11 protein-coding genes and 1 pseudogene are annotated in these 15,337 nt (G+C 40.6%); 7 read left to right on the top strand and 5 right to left on the bottom strand.

Annotated elements, in window-relative coordinates; translation table 11 throughout:
• Positions 1-11: 11 nt before the first annotated feature.
• The gene (locus tag C9J48_RS07185; protein ID WP_006228901.1) at positions 12-1,463 is read left to right on the top strand and encodes a bifunctional 2-methylcitrate dehydratase/aconitate hydratase; all 1,452 of its coding nucleotides are present in this window, start codon (positions 12-14) and stop codon (positions 1,461-1,463) included.
• 49 nt (positions 1,464-1,512) lie between these two features.
• Entirely contained in the window at positions 1,513-3,411 is a 1,899-nt protein-coding gene (locus C9J48_RS07180; RefSeq protein ID WP_107281072.1) for a propionyl-CoA synthetase, read from the top strand.
• Between the two features lie 143 nt (positions 3,412-3,554).
• Here the strand turns inward: C9J48_RS07180 and C9J48_RS07175 are convergent, their stop codons facing one another.
• Positions 3,555-3,962, bottom strand: coding sequence for an ester cyclase (locus C9J48_RS07175; protein ID WP_006228903.1), 408 nt, complete (start codon positions 3,960-3,962; stop codon positions 3,555-3,557).
• 275 nt (positions 3,963-4,237) lie between these two features.
• Between C9J48_RS07175 and C9J48_RS07170 the strand changes: the two genes are divergently transcribed.
• The 3 genes from C9J48_RS07170 (at position 4,238) to C9J48_RS07160 (ending at position 7,858) form a co-directional block, all read left to right on the top strand.
• Entirely contained in the window at positions 4,238-5,524 is a 1,287-nt protein-coding gene (locus C9J48_RS07170; protein ID WP_006228904.1) for an L-cysteine desulfidase family protein, read from the top strand.
• Positions 5,525-5,602: 78 nt separating this feature from the next.
• Positions 5,603-5,980, top strand: coding sequence for a RidA family protein (locus C9J48_RS07165; protein WP_006228905.1), 378 nt, complete (start codon positions 5,603-5,605; stop codon positions 5,978-5,980).
• 546 nt (positions 5,981-6,526) lie between these two features.
• Positions 6,527-7,858, top strand: coding sequence for an SLC5/6 family protein (locus C9J48_RS07160; protein ID WP_006228906.1), 1,332 nt, complete (start codon positions 6,527-6,529; stop codon positions 7,856-7,858).
• Between the two features lie 138 nt (positions 7,859-7,996).
• On the opposite strand, the gene C9J48_RS07155 is transcribed toward C9J48_RS07160, so the two are convergent.
• Both C9J48_RS07155 and C9J48_RS07150 read right to left on the bottom strand, forming a co-directional pair.
• Positions 7,997-9,271, bottom strand: coding sequence for an SGNH/GDSL hydrolase family protein (locus tag C9J48_RS07155; RefSeq protein WP_006228907.1), 1,275 nt, complete (start codon positions 9,269-9,271; stop codon positions 7,997-7,999).
• Between the two features lie 99 nt (positions 9,272-9,370).
• Positions 9,371-11,221, bottom strand: coding sequence for a ricin-type beta-trefoil lectin domain protein (locus tag C9J48_RS07150; RefSeq protein WP_036802543.1), 1,851 nt, complete (start codon positions 11,219-11,221; stop codon positions 9,371-9,373).
• Positions 11,222-11,654: 433 nt separating this feature from the next.
• Between C9J48_RS07150 and eptA the strand changes: the two genes are divergently transcribed.
• Positions 11,655-13,277 carry a phosphoethanolamine transferase EptA gene (gene eptA / locus C9J48_RS07145; protein ID WP_006228910.1) on the top strand — a complete coding sequence of 541 codons (1,623 nt, stop codon included), beginning with the start codon at positions 11,655-11,657 and terminating at the stop codon, positions 13,275-13,277.
• 133 nt (positions 13,278-13,410) lie between these two features.
• Positions 13,411-13,767: a diacylglycerol kinase gene (locus tag C9J48_RS07140; protein ID WP_006228911.1), complete on the top strand. Its 357-nt coding sequence runs from the start codon at positions 13,411-13,413 to the stop codon at positions 13,765-13,767.
• 73 nt (positions 13,768-13,840) lie between these two features.
• Here the strand turns inward: C9J48_RS07140 and C9J48_RS07135 are convergent, their stop codons facing one another.
• Together C9J48_RS07135 and C9J48_RS07130 are read right to left on the bottom strand one after the other, a co-directional pair.
• A complete protein-coding gene (locus C9J48_RS07135; protein ID WP_006228912.1) occupies positions 13,841-14,716 on the bottom strand; it encodes a GGDEF domain-containing protein in 876 nt (291 codons plus the stop codon).
• Positions 14,717-15,014: 298 nt separating this feature from the next.
• Positions 15,015-15,272, bottom strand: a pseudogene (locus C9J48_RS07130) (transposase domain-containing protein); the annotation flags it as partial.
• Positions 15,273-15,337 lie beyond the last annotated feature (65 nt).

The following is a 15,337-nucleotide window of genomic DNA, read 5'->3' as shown; positions in this document are numbered from 1 at the left end:
GGACAAAACCCATGAGTACGAACGTAGAAGTGAATGAACGCCCAGCACCTGACGAGTTATTAGTACAGATTGCCGATTATGTTGCCAACACACAGATTGAATCAGCAGAAGCCTACAATACTGCCCGTAACTGCTTAATCGATACCTTAGGTTGTGGCCTATTAGCATTACGCTTTCCTGAGTGTACCAAGCACCTTGGCCCTATTGTGCCGGGTACTACAGTACAGCATGGTGCGCGTGTACCGGGCACCTCGCACGAATTAGATCCGGTTATGGCCGCATTTAATATTGGTTGTATTATTCGTTGGCTCGATTTTAATGATACTTGGCTAGCTGCAGAGTGGGGGCACCCTTCCGATAACCTTGGCGGTATTTTGGCAACCGCTGATTACTTAAGCCGTGTTGCAGTATCTCAAGGCAAACCGGCACTTACCATGCGTGATGTGTTAACGGCAATGATCAAAGCACACGAGATCCAAGGAGTGTTAGCGCTTGAGAATAGTTATAACCGCGTTGGGTTAGATCATGTGTTATTGGTACGAGTCGCATCGACGGCTGTTGTCACTAAAATGCTGGGTGGTAATCGCGATCAAATTATTGATGCGGTATCGCAAGCGTGGGTAGACGGTTGTTCATTACGCACATATCGTCATGCACCTAATGCGGGATCTCGTAAATCATGGGCTGCGGGCGATGCAACATCACGTGCTGTGCGCCTCGCGATGATCACCATGAAAGGAGAGATGGGTCTACCATCGGTTCTGACTGCTCCGCAGTGGGGATATTACGATGTGTTATTTAACGGGGAGCAATTTAAAGTCAATCAGCCGTTTGATAGCTATGTAATGGAAAATGTATTGTTTAAAATCTCTTTCCCTGCTGAATTCCATGCGCAAACTGCCGTTGAATGTGCAGTAACGCTGCATGATCAGGTGAAAGATCGAATTGATGACATTGAGCGCATTGTTGTTACTACGCATGAATCTGCCATTCGTATTATTTCTAAGTCGGGCAATCTTGCTAACCCTGCCGACCGTGATCATTGCTTACAATATATGATTGCGGTGCCGCTTTTACATGGTGATTTAATTGCAGAGCATTATGAAGATGATTTCCATAAAGGCGATGCACGTATCGATGTATTACGCGACAAAATGGTGATCAAAGAAGATCCTCGATACAGCGCGGAATATTTAGAAGCCGACAAGCGTTCTATTGCGAATGCGATCCAAGTGTACTTTAACGATGGTTCTTCAACTGAAAATATTGCGGTGGAATATCCAATTGGCCACCGTCGTCGCCGTGAGGAAGGTATTCCCGTATTAGAGAATAAATTCCTACGTAACCTACAAACCCGTTTCCCTGTCGGAACTAGCCAAAAGATATTTGATCTATGTAGCGATCAAAATAAATTGGAATCAACCTCAGTTAATGAATTCATGGAATTGTTCGTGATTAATTAACGAGCCTTAATACTGCTGGTAGGTATGTAGATACTGCCTACCAATTCACTTGAATAGGCGAAAGGAGACCACTATGTCAGCCTATCAGGATGCATTTGATTTTGCCGCCAGCGAGCCAGAACTCTTTTGGAAACAACAAGCACAGTCTATTTCTTGGTTTCGATTTCCTGAAACAATATTAAGTAATGATGAGAACGGTATAGAGCGATGGTTTGCCGATGGCGAACTTAATACTGCGTATTTGGCGCTCGATTATCATGTCGATAATGGTCGAGGTGATCAAACCGCCCTTATCTATGACTCACCCGTAACGGGGAAAAAAGCGCGCTACAGCTACCGTGTATTACGGGATCAAGTCGCGAAAACCGCCGGTATGCTTGCAAGTTTAGGGGTTGAAAAAGGCGATCGAGTTGTAATCTATATGCCGATGATCCCTGAAGCGGCCATGGCAATGTTAGCGTGTGCTCGATTAGGGGCGATTCACTCTGTTGTATTTGGTGGGTTTGCACCCAGTGAACTCGCCGTTCGTATCGAAGATGCTGAGCCGAAAATCGTATTAACAGCATCATGCGGAGTTGAAGTTAGTAAAGTTATTCCTTATAAACCGCTGGTGGATCAAGCGGTAATGGATAGCCGTTGGAAACCAGACAGTGTCGTGGTATTTCAAAGAAAAGAATGCCTTGCAGATTTAAATCAAGCCAGAGATATCGATTGGGTAGCGTTATTCAACCGTTCTGCACCTCATGATTGTGTGTCAGTAAAAGCGACAGATCCTCTATATATTTTATATACATCAGGCACAACCGGAAAACCTAAAGGCGTGGTGCGTGATAACGGCGGACATGCTGTTGCAATGAAATACAGCATGGAATCGATTTACAATGTAAAACCGGGTGAAGTGTATTGGGCTGCATCTGATATAGGGTGGGTTGTTGGGCACTCTTACATTATTTATGCGCCGCTTATTCATGGTTGTACCACGATCATGTATGAAGGGAAGCCGGTAAAAACACCGGATCCCGCTGCATTCTGGCGAGTGTGTGAAGAGTACGACGTGAGTATCTTATTTTCTGCCCCAACGGCATTTCGTGCGATCAAGAAAGAAGATCCAGACGGTGCATTGCTGGCTGCATTTCCGATGAAAAAACTGCGGACTATTTTTATGGCTGGCGAGCGGTTAGATCCACCAACCCTTGAATGGGTAGAGACTAAAACCCAACGTCCTGTTGTTGATCATTGGTGGCAAACTGAAACGGGGTGGGCTATTGCTGGCAATCCTTTGGGGCTAGAAACATTTGACTTAAAACCGGGCTCAGCGACCAAAGCGATACCGGGCTATCAAGTTGAAGTGCTTAATGAATTAGGCGAGCGACAAGCAATGAATGAGCAAGGCTATATTGCGATAAAGCGCCCACTACCGCCAAGTTGTTTACCGACCGTATGGCGTAACCATGATCGCTTTGAATCAGGGTATTTAAGTCAGTTTCCTGGTTATTATGTATCGGGTGATGGTGGTTATATCGATGAAGACGGTTATCTGTTTGTGATGGGACGTATTGATGATGTGATTAATGTCGCTGGTCACCGCTTATCGACTGGAGAAATGGAAGAAGTAGTAGGTGCCCATGAAGCTGTTGCCGAGTGTGCTGTTATTGGTATACACGATGATCTAAAAGGGCAGCTACCATTAGGCTTGGTGGTATTGAAAGACGGTTATGTCTCTGAAAATGGCGCTATTGAGGCAGAATTATTGCAACAAGTTCGTGCAAAAATAGGTGCGGTGGCGTGCTTTAAACGTGCGTTAATTGTTGAGCGCTTACCGAAAACCCGTTCGGGTAAAATACTGCGCCGTGTTATTCGCCAAATCGCAGATGGAGAACAATATGTTGTGCCATCGACTATCGATGATCCATCAAGCTTGAATGAAATAGAAAGGGCACTTTACTAATTTAACCTCAGCTCGAGATAATTTAAATACACACTATCTACAATGATGACAGTATATAGTGTGTATTTTTAGCTGGTTATGGTTGTTTATCGCAGTATTAAGTGGAATGGTTATCTTTGTATAATTTTTTGAGTTAATGAAATTTAGACCACGCCTATCTGTTGTAGCATACCCATTTGATCCCATTGCTCCCAACGTTCAACAACTTGACCTTCCACGACACGATCTAAGATTAACCCTTCGAATTTCGCTTTATTTCCTGATGGCGGTGAAGCCCCTAAAGGACCTGTATGAGTGCCTATCGCAGTCCACCGTGTTGCGACTTTGTCGCCAGATACAATCTGGTCATTTATTGCTATGTGTAAGTCTGGAAAAGCCGTTAATAAGCCACTGACCAACTCTTTGAATTCTGAGACTGAAAGGTTTGGATCTGGTGCGCCGGCCATGTGGATAATGCAGTTTGCTGCGAACGCTTCATCTGCCCCAGATACATCACCCCGATTCAGACCATCGACCCATATTTGTTCATATTTAGTTATTGTTAAACTCATCGCTCTTTTCTCTACAGAGGAATTCATATGAAAATATAGACGATCTATAAAGTAGGGCGCAGGTGTTTGGGTTTATTTTCCAATTTAGAAGTGTGATCTAACCGCAAAAATCCTACTTAGTATCTTATTCGGGGAAATTTATTCTCTATTTTCTTTGTTTAGTAGTAATTAAAGCGAAAATTTTCCCTGAAAGAAGGCTTATTCTAATCCCATATTAAGCGAGTGGTTAACAGCTGGTTAGTTATCTTGGTATCGTGCGCATTAAGGTGAATAGAATGAAAACGAATTTATGGAATGGTTTTATTGATGTCGTTAAACGTGAAGTCGTACCGGCTTTAGGTTGTACCGAGCCAGTATCTGTCGCTTTAGCTGCTGCAATTGCTGTTGAAAAACTTAATGGTACGGTAGAAAAGATTACTGCATTGGTTTCACCTAATTTGATGAAAAATGGCATGGGCGTAGGCGTTCCGGGTACTGGAATGGTTGGTCTGCCAATTGCTGCCGCTGTTGGTGCCATAGCTGGAGAGGCTAAAGCCCAACTTGAAGTGTTAAAGAATATTACTCCAGAAGATGTTGCTCATGCCAAAACATTGATCGATGCAGGCAATGTTCATGTTGGTGTGGCGGATGTAAATAACATTTTATACGCTAAAGTGACTGTTATCAGTGGGGATGAGTTTATAGCCGTGACTATTGCAGATAGCCATACCCATGTAATGGCTATTGAAGAAAATGGTATCACAACCTATATTGCCGAACCCGCGAACACGGCGACGACAACGAAGAAAGTTAATCCGTTTGAAGGTGCGTTACTAGAAGATATTTATGATTTTGCCTTAAATGCACCTCTTGAAGACATTCGCTTTATTGAACATGCTTCAGAACTTAATGATGCCTTATCTGAAGAAGGATTAACGGGAAAATATGGCTTGCAGATTGGCGCAACCTTTCAACGCAATGTTGACCGTGGTTTGCTTTCTGGTGGTTTGCTAACAGACGTATTACGTCGAACGGCAGCTGCATCTGATGCTCGTATGGATGGTGCAATGAAACCCGCTATGAGTAATTCTGGATCAGGTAACCAAGGAATTGCCGCTACGATGCCTGTGGTTGTTGTGGCTGATTTCTTAAAAGTAGATAAAGAAAAAACCATTCGTGCGCTAATGCTGTCCCATTTAACGGCTATTTATATCAAGAGTCATCAAAATAAATTATCGGCTTTATGTGGCGCAACAACTGCATCTATGGGGGCCGTTGCAGGAATGACTTGGTTACTGGGTGGCGACCTTAACAAAATCAATAATGCTATTTGCAGCATGATTGGCGATATTGCAGGCATCATTTGTGACGGCGCTAAAACCAGTTGTGCCATGAAGGTATCATCTTCAGCTGGCTCTGCGGTTAAATCTGCATTAATGGCACTTGATGGTATTCATGTAACAGGAAATGAAGGCATTGTTGCTGATAATGCCGATGCATCTATTCGTAACCTTTCTGCGTTAGCAAATGGCTCAATGACTCAGACTGACGTACAGATTTTAGATATCATGGTAAACAAATAAAATAGCAACACTATGTAAGATAGCGATTCTAACGCTATGTATTCTCGTTTAAATGATATAGAAGGTAAGTAGAACATGATGGTAGAAACAATTAATACAAATAACGCACCAGCAGCTGTTGGACCTTACGTTCAAGCAAAGAAATTCGGTAATATGCTATATACATCAGGTCAATTACCGTTAAACCCTGAAACAGGTAAAATGCCTGAAGATGTGGCGGAACAAGCAAAGCAATCATTGGCAAATGTTGAAGCAATTGTGAATGAAGCAGGTTTAACAAAAGCAGATATCGTGAAAGCAACGGTATTTGTAAAAGACTTAAATGATTTTGGTACAGTGAATGAAGTGTATGCCGCATTCTTTGGCGAAAATTGCCCAGCTCGTAGTTGTGTAGAAGTTGCACGATTACCGCTTGATGCAAAAGTAGAAATTGAAGTGATTGCAGTCTCTCAATAGACTGTTATTTCAGCAACAGTCAGGTAACTGCCGAATAAGCCCGCACTTTGCGGGTTTTTTTATATCTTAGATAAAAAAGTCATTTAATAACTAGAATTCTCCCACCTTATAATCTTGCGGAATAATATTGTTCCTTAATTTATAGATAAATATTAAATTTATTTTCATGTTCACAAATGGTTATTTTTGGTTATATGTAATTATAATCCACACTCTTATTTAAATGACAAATATGTGAGCCTTATCTTGATGTTAATATTATGTGCGTAGGTTTAATGATGAATATAAAGTCGATAAATTAGAGTTGGATCATGTATTTAGTAGTTGCTCAGTAATTCAGGTTTGATTCGAATCAAAAGGAGAAACTCTTTTTGTGTATTACCGTAAATGTAAGTAATAATTTCTATTTTTGGTTGGTAGATTGAAATAAATGAAATGTTTTTCTCTAAAGCGAAGCGTATGATTTATTCAGAAAGAAGATAAATAGTAAAATTATCAATAATAAAAATAACCTCATCAACTCTACAAATAGACTGGGAATATATAATGGCTGATATAAGCAGTGCTGAGCATTCAGCAACAATAACAAAACAATCTGCTTTACACGAAAAAGCAAACATGACAGAAAGTGAATGGAAGAAAGCAATTAAATTCGACAGTGTTGATGTCGGTTGGATTGTGATGAGCATAGGTATGGCAATTGGTGCTGGTATTGTATTTTTACCCGTGCAAGTTGGCGTTATGGGGTTGTGGGTATTCCTATTATCTTCTGTGATTGGCTACCCAGCAATGTACTTATTTCAGAAGCTTTTTATTAATACATTGGCTGAGTCTAAAGAATGTACGGATTACCCTGGTGTTATTACCGGTTATTTAGGGAAAAACTGGGGGATAGCATTAGGTGCGCTTTATTTCATTATGTTGGTTATTTGGGTGCTGGTGTACTCTTTAGCGGTAACGAATGATAGTGCTTCATACCTCCACTCTTTTGGTGTCACACATGGGCATCTAAATGATAATATTTTTTACGGACTAGCATTAATTTGTATCTTGGCATTTATCGGTTCGAAAGGTGAAAAGTTGCTGTTTAAGTTATCCGGCTTTATGGCGGTAACAGTACTTTCGTTAGTTGCGGTAATGGGTGTGCTGTTGATTGCTCGTTGGGATATGGCGAATATTCCACAAATGGGCACTTGGGGTACCATGCTTAAAGATGCGATTATTACCTTACCTTTTACGTTAACCTCTATTCTTTTTATTCAATCTTTAAGTCCAATGGTTATTTCATACCGTTCTCATGAAAAATCCATTGAAGTAGCACGTTACAAAGCGTCACGTGCAATGAAAATTGCCTTTAGTATTTTGTTTGTCATTGTGTTTTTCTTTGCGGTATCATTCACCTTGGCAATTAGTCAAGGACAAGCAGCTGAAGCAATGCAAAAAAACATTTCAGCTTTAGCCATTATCGCGCATTACTTCCCTGGTAGTTGGGCAACTATTGCGGGTATTGTGATCAATATATTTGCTGTTGTTACTTCATTTTTTGGCGTGTTCTTAGCTTTTCAAGAAGCATGTCGTGGTTTGGCGATGAATATATTGTTACGTAAATATAAAGAGTCGCAGGTAAATAAAGCACTAGTGAATAAGATGGTAACAGTATTCATTATCTTATTAGCATGGGGAGCTATCGCGATAAATGCACCTATTTTATCTTTTACTTCGATCTGTAGCCCTGTGTTTGGTTTGGTTGGCTGTTTAATTCCTGCTTATTTAGTCTATAAAGTACCGCATTTGGCGAAGTATAAAGGTGCTGCAACAAATATGATTATCATTACGGGTATCTTGCTATGCATTTCGCCATTGCTTGCTTTTATCTAACGTATTAGATTGATATCTCTAGTAAGAAAAAGCCTGTAGATACAGGCTTTTTTTTGTGCATCTTATTTATTCGATGGTTCGCTTATACCAATCTAGACAAGTATCTGGTTATTTCCTTATCTAGATTGGCGTATAACGTTATTGGAAAGAAAATATATCGAGTGTGCCTTTCAATATTTGTTCTGCGATGACTTTATGGGTTTGCGTAGTCGGGTGGGTGACTCCCCAGAACACATAGCTGTCAGAGCCATAGCTCGCACAATCGTTAGTGAGCGCATGGCTCATTAAATAGTCTTTAGATGAACTTCGGTTGATGTTTAAACACGCATCAGATGCATTACGGAATCCGTATTGCTCTGGATTACTGGTCATCGCATCAAACAAGGCAAACGTGTCATATAGTGCAATATTGACACCTTGTTGCTTGTACATAGCGACTTGTGCAGCCACAAATTGATTAAACGCTTCAATCTTCTGTTTAATGATCACGGCTTCTTGAGGATCGCTGTACTTAAACTGTGGTGCTTTGGTGGCATCAGGTAAATTCAATACCAAGATATTCTCAGCGCCGTTACTGGTGAGTGTTTCCATCGCGCGACGAAAATCTTCGCTGACGTCTGCAACAGAACGATCGTAATTAACAAAATCATTTAGACCGAACTCAATAGTAAATAAGCTGCTTTTTGGCTGATAGTTTTTGGTGTATTTCATATACGTGAGATAAGAGTTTACTTGGTCATGAATACCGGATAACACCACATATTGGGTGTCACCAGCAGCACCACCTACAGCCCAGGTATATAAGGGGAGTTGTTTGGCCTTGGCGAGGTACTCTGTCCATACAAAACCGTTGCTGAAGTGCCCAAGAAACCACGAATTACTGTTAGGGAAGATCCATTGTGAGCCATTAAATAAGTTACCAGTGTCGGAAATACTGTCTCCAAAACTGATGATCTTATTGATAGCTGTTGATGGTGAGATCGTATCTTGCGTCCAGATTGAGTGGTTATACGAGAATCGGGTGTCTGACGCGAAATAGGTAATATCTGCCGTATCATGCGTTACCCCTAGGGTATCCTGACAGCGTTCTGCAATATCTGTTTGTGGGGTGGTCGTAAAGAACATGTTTTTCAGAGAAATAGAAGAATACCAATACCCTTCAACAGTAAAGTAATCCCCATTTGGCTGCTTTGCCCATTCCCAATCTGTAGACGGATCGTCATGGGTATAATCGGGACGATACCAGCAACGCACGTAAGTATAAGTTGGTGAGCCTTGCTTTGCCGTCATGGCGGCAGGAGTGAGCATATTGGGTGACAGATTCTCTATTACAGGAGCGTCGAGCGGTTGATTATCGGCGCTCATGGCTAACGTAGAGAAAAAGAAGGTGAATAACAAGAGTGTTTTTTTCATAGAGTTGTCCGCTTCTGTTGAACGTAATGATAAAAGACGACCATTCCCGCTGAACTCAAGAATGGTCGAGGTGGTTTATGGTGGAAATGAATCGAATCGTTATGGGTTTACTTGGCTGAAATCTGAAAATTGACTGGTATAAATCGTACTGTTTGGCATGTTGCTGTTGTCATTGACTGTCAGGATACTCGGAGGAGTCGTTGAGGCGTCGATAGCATTGATAGTGCGATCATTGTTAATGGTAAACAGCACATCATTGGCAAAATTATTAGGTTCTTGCCACGACCATATCTGAGTGTTTTTCGCATAATACGCTGAACAGTCGTTGCTAAGTGTAAGCACACCGTTTGTTGTATCCAAACATTGTTCGGTGTTGGCGACGCTGCGATAGCGGTGTGCTGCATCAAATACAAAAGATTGAGACTTCGCCCCTTTTATACAATCAGTAAATGCGAGGCTATCACTTTGTTCTTCAACGTTATTTACTACGGAAAGGCATTTCGGAGACTCTTGGCTTAAATATGTCGATTGAATCGTGACAGAATCGGCACCGAGGAACCATGGGCTGTTCCAATCAACGGTAATAGGGAAGCTATCTTGGTACGTTAGCTGCTCGTAATTACGGTCTTCTTTCCAATTAGAATTAGCAGAGGTATTGGATGTCCAGAGCTCACTGCCTGAGCTGTAACGACGACCAATAATGAAACGGTTATGACCAAATAAAGCCAAGCTTTTTACTGTGGTGGTTAGATCGATGGTTGAGATACCTGACGTTGATGGTTTAGCTGCGATTTTGGCAACAAAGTCAGGACGAAGACCACTCAAGGCTAAGGAGTTATTATTTTTAAGCTTGTCGAAATTCCACGGGTTGCCACGACGTTCGTCATAATCCCAGCACCATCCATCTGCTGTACCAAGGTTACAAAAGCCATTTTCCGGATCGAGTTGTGACCCGTATTTATTATTTTCGTAACGTATGTTGTAACCGTCTGGCCGGGTTTTAGTCACTAAACCAAATTGCTTTTTATTGGTGATACTGTATTTGTCGGTGAAACTGTATTCAATATCTTTAATTGGAAATTTAGGTGATATTGCACCAAGACCAATTTTGATGTTTGTGCTGGTCTCTTTATCAACTTTGGATTCAACCTGATCCTGCATTCTAGGGTATAAATCGTTTAAGTAAATTTGCCCTGACTGCAATTTGGCTTTGTCGTTAACTTGAATATCGACATCAATGGTATCCAAGTACTCGTTATATACATAGCTGGTGTTGCTATTGCTGTTCCAGCGGCGGTAGATATCAGACCAACTGCCAGCCATTCCCATATCAACGCCCGATCCTTCAGCCAATACGATCTCGACATATTTGTCTTTATCACCCGATGTTGCATAAAAAGGCGAGTGACTGTAGTAACGAACTTTGTATTTTAGCGTCACGTTACCTTTATCTTGGCGTTCTACATTGAAACGTCGGTGGAGCACAAATTCCATGATTTTTGGTGCATTGCCTGCTGTAGCGGAACGACGTACTCGTGCATTTTTGCTGAGGTCATTCATCACTCGGGATTCAATATAATCCAATTCACTGTCGGCTAATTCACCATTATTCAGTGGCGCATCAAGTAAATAAATCTCTCGTTTATTAAGGTCGTGCGGTCTAGTAATCAAGAGGTAAGGGCTTTCTACCCCCATTCCTAGTAATGCTATCGTATATGTACTTCTTGCCGCAGGATCAAGGTGAGTCAGATTTAAAAGGGCGTATTGGCAATCGGTTGGAATGGCACTGTTTGTGTCAGTTAAGTGGCACTGAGCTTGGAAGTACGGGGTAGATGATTGCAGGCGATCCGCAATACTGTCGGTTTGTGATGAGGAAAGAGGCATGGCATTGCTGGCTGCGCAACAAGTCATGATCCCCAAACTGATCAATGAGCGTGGGAAGCATTTCATGGGTATTCCTAATTGTAGTGGTGAAAAGGTAAGTAACGGGAGGAGTGTAAAAGTGAAATGTATACATATCCACACTGAATGTATGGATATGTGTTATTGAGCCTAGAAATAATGCCAATTTCAACAGCATGGTATTGGATTACTGGTTCTTCATTGAGATTAGAAAAAATAAACTTACAAATCAACAGACTATATCTATAGGTTTACTCGCTTTGATGCATGTTTTTTTGTATTTATGCATACTGTTCTCACATTAGTAAACTAAGATTGTTTTTATGTATTGTGATTTCTGATATTTATCGATTCCCATTCTACTGCACGCTGTTCATAATCCGGACTGGAAAGTATTCATAAAACTTATGAGTTTTGTTTTATATGTCATGATTAACTGACTTAGATAGCTAAAGAATAGAACCGTCAAATTGGAATAAATATGAAATTACGCGTTAACAGTATTATCTATACATTGATTATTGCGGTGTTTTTTACACTATTACAGAACTTAGCGTTATGGGTACATCTTAAAGATTTATTTGCAATTACACCTGCAGCGAGTACTGGTTTTGTCATTTCTATTCCTATTGTTATTTTAGCAATAATGAATGCTATTTTTACCCTGCTAGTTTGGCCTTATGTTCATCGTGTGATAGTTGCTTTCGTCATTATATTATCGACCCTAGCAACTTACGCGATGTATAACTACGGGGCATATTTTAACTATGGGATGATAGTGAATGTGTTTGAAACTAATTCTGGCGAGGCGGGCAGTTACTTCTCTGTCACATTGCTGCTTTGGGTAATCACACTAGCCGCTATACCTATATTTTTGCTGAGCCGTTTTAGGCTTGTGTTTCAATCATCAGTTTTTAAAGAAGTGGCTGTAAAGGTTGTGAGTATTTTAGTGTCTTTGATTGTCATCGTTTTTATTGCGATGATTTACTACAAAGACTATGCCTCTTTAGTCAGGAATCACAATGAAATAAAAGCCCTAATCAATCCAACTAATTATCTAACATCTGGCTTTCGGTATGGTAAATACCAACTCGTAGAAGCTGATATGCCCTTTATTGAAATTGGTAATGATGCTACCGATGAGCACAACAAGAACGATAAAAAGAATGTCTTAGTATTAGTTGTTGGCGAAGCATCGCGCTCAATGAACTATTCACTGAATGGTTATAGCCGCCAAACGAACCCTCAATTAGCGCAACAAGATGTGATTAGTTTTAAAAATGTCAGTTCTTGCGGTACTGCGACGGCAGTTTCACTGCCATGTATGTTTTCTGATATGACGAAGGCCACTTACAATGCCACCACTGCCCGTCATCAAGAAGGGTTATTAGACGTATTACAGCATTCTGGCATCAATGTATTGTGGAAAGATAATGATGGTGGGTGTAAAGGCGCTTGTGATCGTGTAAAGCATATCGAGATGTCTGCCGAAATTGACCCTAGTTTATGTCATTCAGGTTCGTGTTATGACGGCATTTTACTTGAGCAACTCAAAGAATATATCGGATCTTTAGAACAAGATTCGGTCGTTGTATTGCATTTAATTGGTAGCCATGGACCGACCTATAATGATCGTTATCCTGATGAATTTAAAGTCTTCAAACCCACATGTAATACAAGCGAAATCCAAGGTTGCTCAAAAGAAGAATTATTAAATACTTATGATAATTCGATTCTCTACACCGACCATATTTTAAATAGCGTTATTACTATTTTAAAAAATGACGAAAGTAGCCATAATACCGCCATGTTCTACCTCGCTGATCATGGTGAATCTCTTGGTGAAGAGGGGGTGTACCTGCATGGTCTTCCTTATAATATCGCCCCTAAAGAGCAAACCACAGTACCTATGATTATGTGGTTATCGCCACCGTTCCAACAAGACCGACATATTGACCGCGAATGTCTCAGTAAAGAAGCTGAAGTGGGGGGATATTCACAAGATAATTTATTCCATTCTGTTCTTGGTATGATGGATGTGAAGACTGCAGAATATAAACCTGACCTCGATATATTTTTAACATGCGAACAGTTGGCGAAGTAACTTGGGTATATATTTACACGGTTCGATGATTATATATCGAACCGTATTTGATAGTTAACAAAAAATGCTCGTTGGTTTTAATGAGCATTTATACCATTATAGATTGGTATTATTCATAATAGAGAGTGTAATAATGAAACCTGGCGCTACAGGGATAAAACGCGTTATTGATGCAGCAGGGTATTCCATTCAGGGATTGAAAGCAGCATGGATAAATGAAGCAGCATTTCGTCAAGAATCGGTACTATTAGTTGTATTGACTATCGTCACTTGCTTTCTTCCGGTGACTAAATTTGAGCAGCTGGCAATGATTGCAAGCATGTTTCTTGTGGTGATAGTCGAGCTAATTAATTCTGCCATAGAAGCCGTCGTTGATCGTATTGGTTCTGAGCATCATGAATTGAGCGGGCGAGCAAAAGATATTGGCTCTGCTGCGGTTTTTGTTTCAATGTGTTTTGTCGCCATTACATGGTTGGTTATTTTACTCTAAAGATTGTTTAACCGTGTTTTTATACAGTTAAATAACCTTATAGTTCTACATCTCAATAAAATGGTTTGAATTATCACAGGTCAAATACGACTTGATTGCGACCATTTCTTTTTGCTTGGTAAAGTGCACGATCTGCTTTGAAATAACTTGATTTAAAGGTGGTATTTTTCATTATTTTAGTTAGTCCAATGGAGACGGTACATGAAATTACAGAAGGGACGTTATGTGTTGATAAAACGGATACTTTTTGATTTTGAATCGTATCTCTTAGTGTTTCAAGGCGAGAAACTAATTTAACATGAGAGCCTTCTTTTAGTAATAATACGAACTCTTCTCCTCCTAATCGTGCAATATGCTCATCTTCATTCATAGACTCTGAAACAGTATTTGCGATGTGGGTAAGCATTTTGTCACCCGCTAAATGACCGTAACTGTCGTTAACATTTTTGAATAAATCAATATCAACAATCGCCATTGAATACTCATGAATACTCCCAGATTTGATAAGAGTATTGTATGTTTCAATGAAGTAGCGACGGTTAAATAACCCCGTTAATTCATCACGAGCAGCGAGGTTAATGAGCTGCTTTTCTCGTTGAATGCGATCTGTGACGACACTAATAAACGTGCAGAGTGCTTTTTGACCTTCCCAGTCAACCACATTGTCTGTGATTTCTGCGATCATTGGGTTGCCGTTCATATTTGTATGATTAATGGTTTGACGCGGACTAGGGAGACCCAATTCAATCACGTTGTGGTAACGCTGATCAGCTTCAGCCCAATGGGATTTTTCAAATAAGACTTTAATCGTTTCTAAATTCAATACATCTTCGGCGGTTTCAAGACCACTAAAAACAGCGAAAGCATCATTGGCATATTTTGGAACAAAATTGATATGAACGACACAAGGATTTGGATGTGTATCCAATATCTGACGAAACGTTCCCATGTGTTTGTTACCTGAGTGGGTTTATTTTTTTTAATAATATCACGCACTTACTGCAAGTAAGTATAAATGTAACAAAAGATTGGGATGCTGATCATACTTGCGATGTTTATTTTATCTTATGTTATCCTTCAGAGGCATATATTCGAGCTGTTGCATTTGCAATGGTTATATCTCATATGATTGATTTGTACATTTTGTTGTTAAGACAAGTGTAAAATGTCAAAGCTCATAGAGCACAGTCTCTCATCAATAGCGAGGGTATGTAGCCCAAGCGGCTCCTGCTGGGATAATGTCGGTTCCTCCAGGCTACGCTGGACGTCTTGAATAAATAAGATATTGGCGCTTCACCAAGGCGTTTTCGGCAGTCAGTCAGAACACTCGGCGCAACATGAGACCAGGTATTACTTCCTGTTGACTGCAATGAAAAATCCATTAAACCGCAGACTTCTTTAATCGATTGATTACACATCAAGCCCATGAGGATGACAAGCCCAACTGCTTGCTGGGCTGGCAACCGGCGTCGCCGAATACTGACTTTGCCTATTGCAAGAAGGGCTTATCTATCAGCCACAGGATCATTCAAGTCTTTTTAAACGATCGGCATTACATCATTGTTGGGGG

Origin of the sequence: Photobacterium profundum, from assembly GCF_003026285.1 — a bacterium.
Classification (GTDB): Bacteria; Pseudomonadota; Gammaproteobacteria; order Enterobacterales; family Vibrionaceae; genus Photobacterium; species Photobacterium profundum.
Note: the sequence above shows the minus strand (reverse complement) of the source record. Positions and strands in the feature narration are given on the sequence as shown.

Coding starts and splice junctions, on each gene's coding strand:
- C9J48_RS07185 (WP_006228901.1), top strand. CDS start 12: ATGAGTACGAACGTAGAAGTGAATGAACGCCCAGCACCTGACGAGTTA.
- C9J48_RS07175 (WP_006228903.1), bottom strand. CDS start 3,962: ATGAGTTTAACAATAACTAAATATGAACAAATATGGGTCGATGGTCTG.
- C9J48_RS07170 (WP_006228904.1), top strand. CDS start 4,238: ATGAAAACGAATTTATGGAATGGTTTTATTGATGTCGTTAAACGTGAA.
- C9J48_RS07165 (WP_006228905.1), top strand. CDS start 5,603: ATGGTAGAAACAATTAATACAAATAACGCACCAGCAGCTGTTGGACCT.
- C9J48_RS07160 (WP_006228906.1), top strand. CDS start 6,527: ATGGCTGATATAAGCAGTGCTGAGCATTCAGCAACAATAACAAAACAA.
- C9J48_RS07155 (WP_006228907.1), bottom strand. CDS start 9,271: ATGAAAAAAACACTCTTGTTATTCACCTTCTTTTTCTCTACGTTAGCC.
- C9J48_RS07150 (WP_036802543.1), bottom strand. CDS start 11,221: ATGAAATGCTTCCCACGCTCATTGATCAGTTTGGGGATCATGACTTGT.
- eptA (WP_006228910.1), top strand. CDS start 11,655: ATGAAATTACGCGTTAACAGTATTATCTATACATTGATTATTGCGGTG.
- C9J48_RS07140 (WP_006228911.1), top strand. CDS start 13,411: ATGAAACCTGGCGCTACAGGGATAAAACGCGTTATTGATGCAGCAGGG.
- C9J48_RS07135 (WP_006228912.1), bottom strand. CDS start 14,716: ATGGGAACGTTTCGTCAGATATTGGATACACATCCAAATCCTTGTGTC.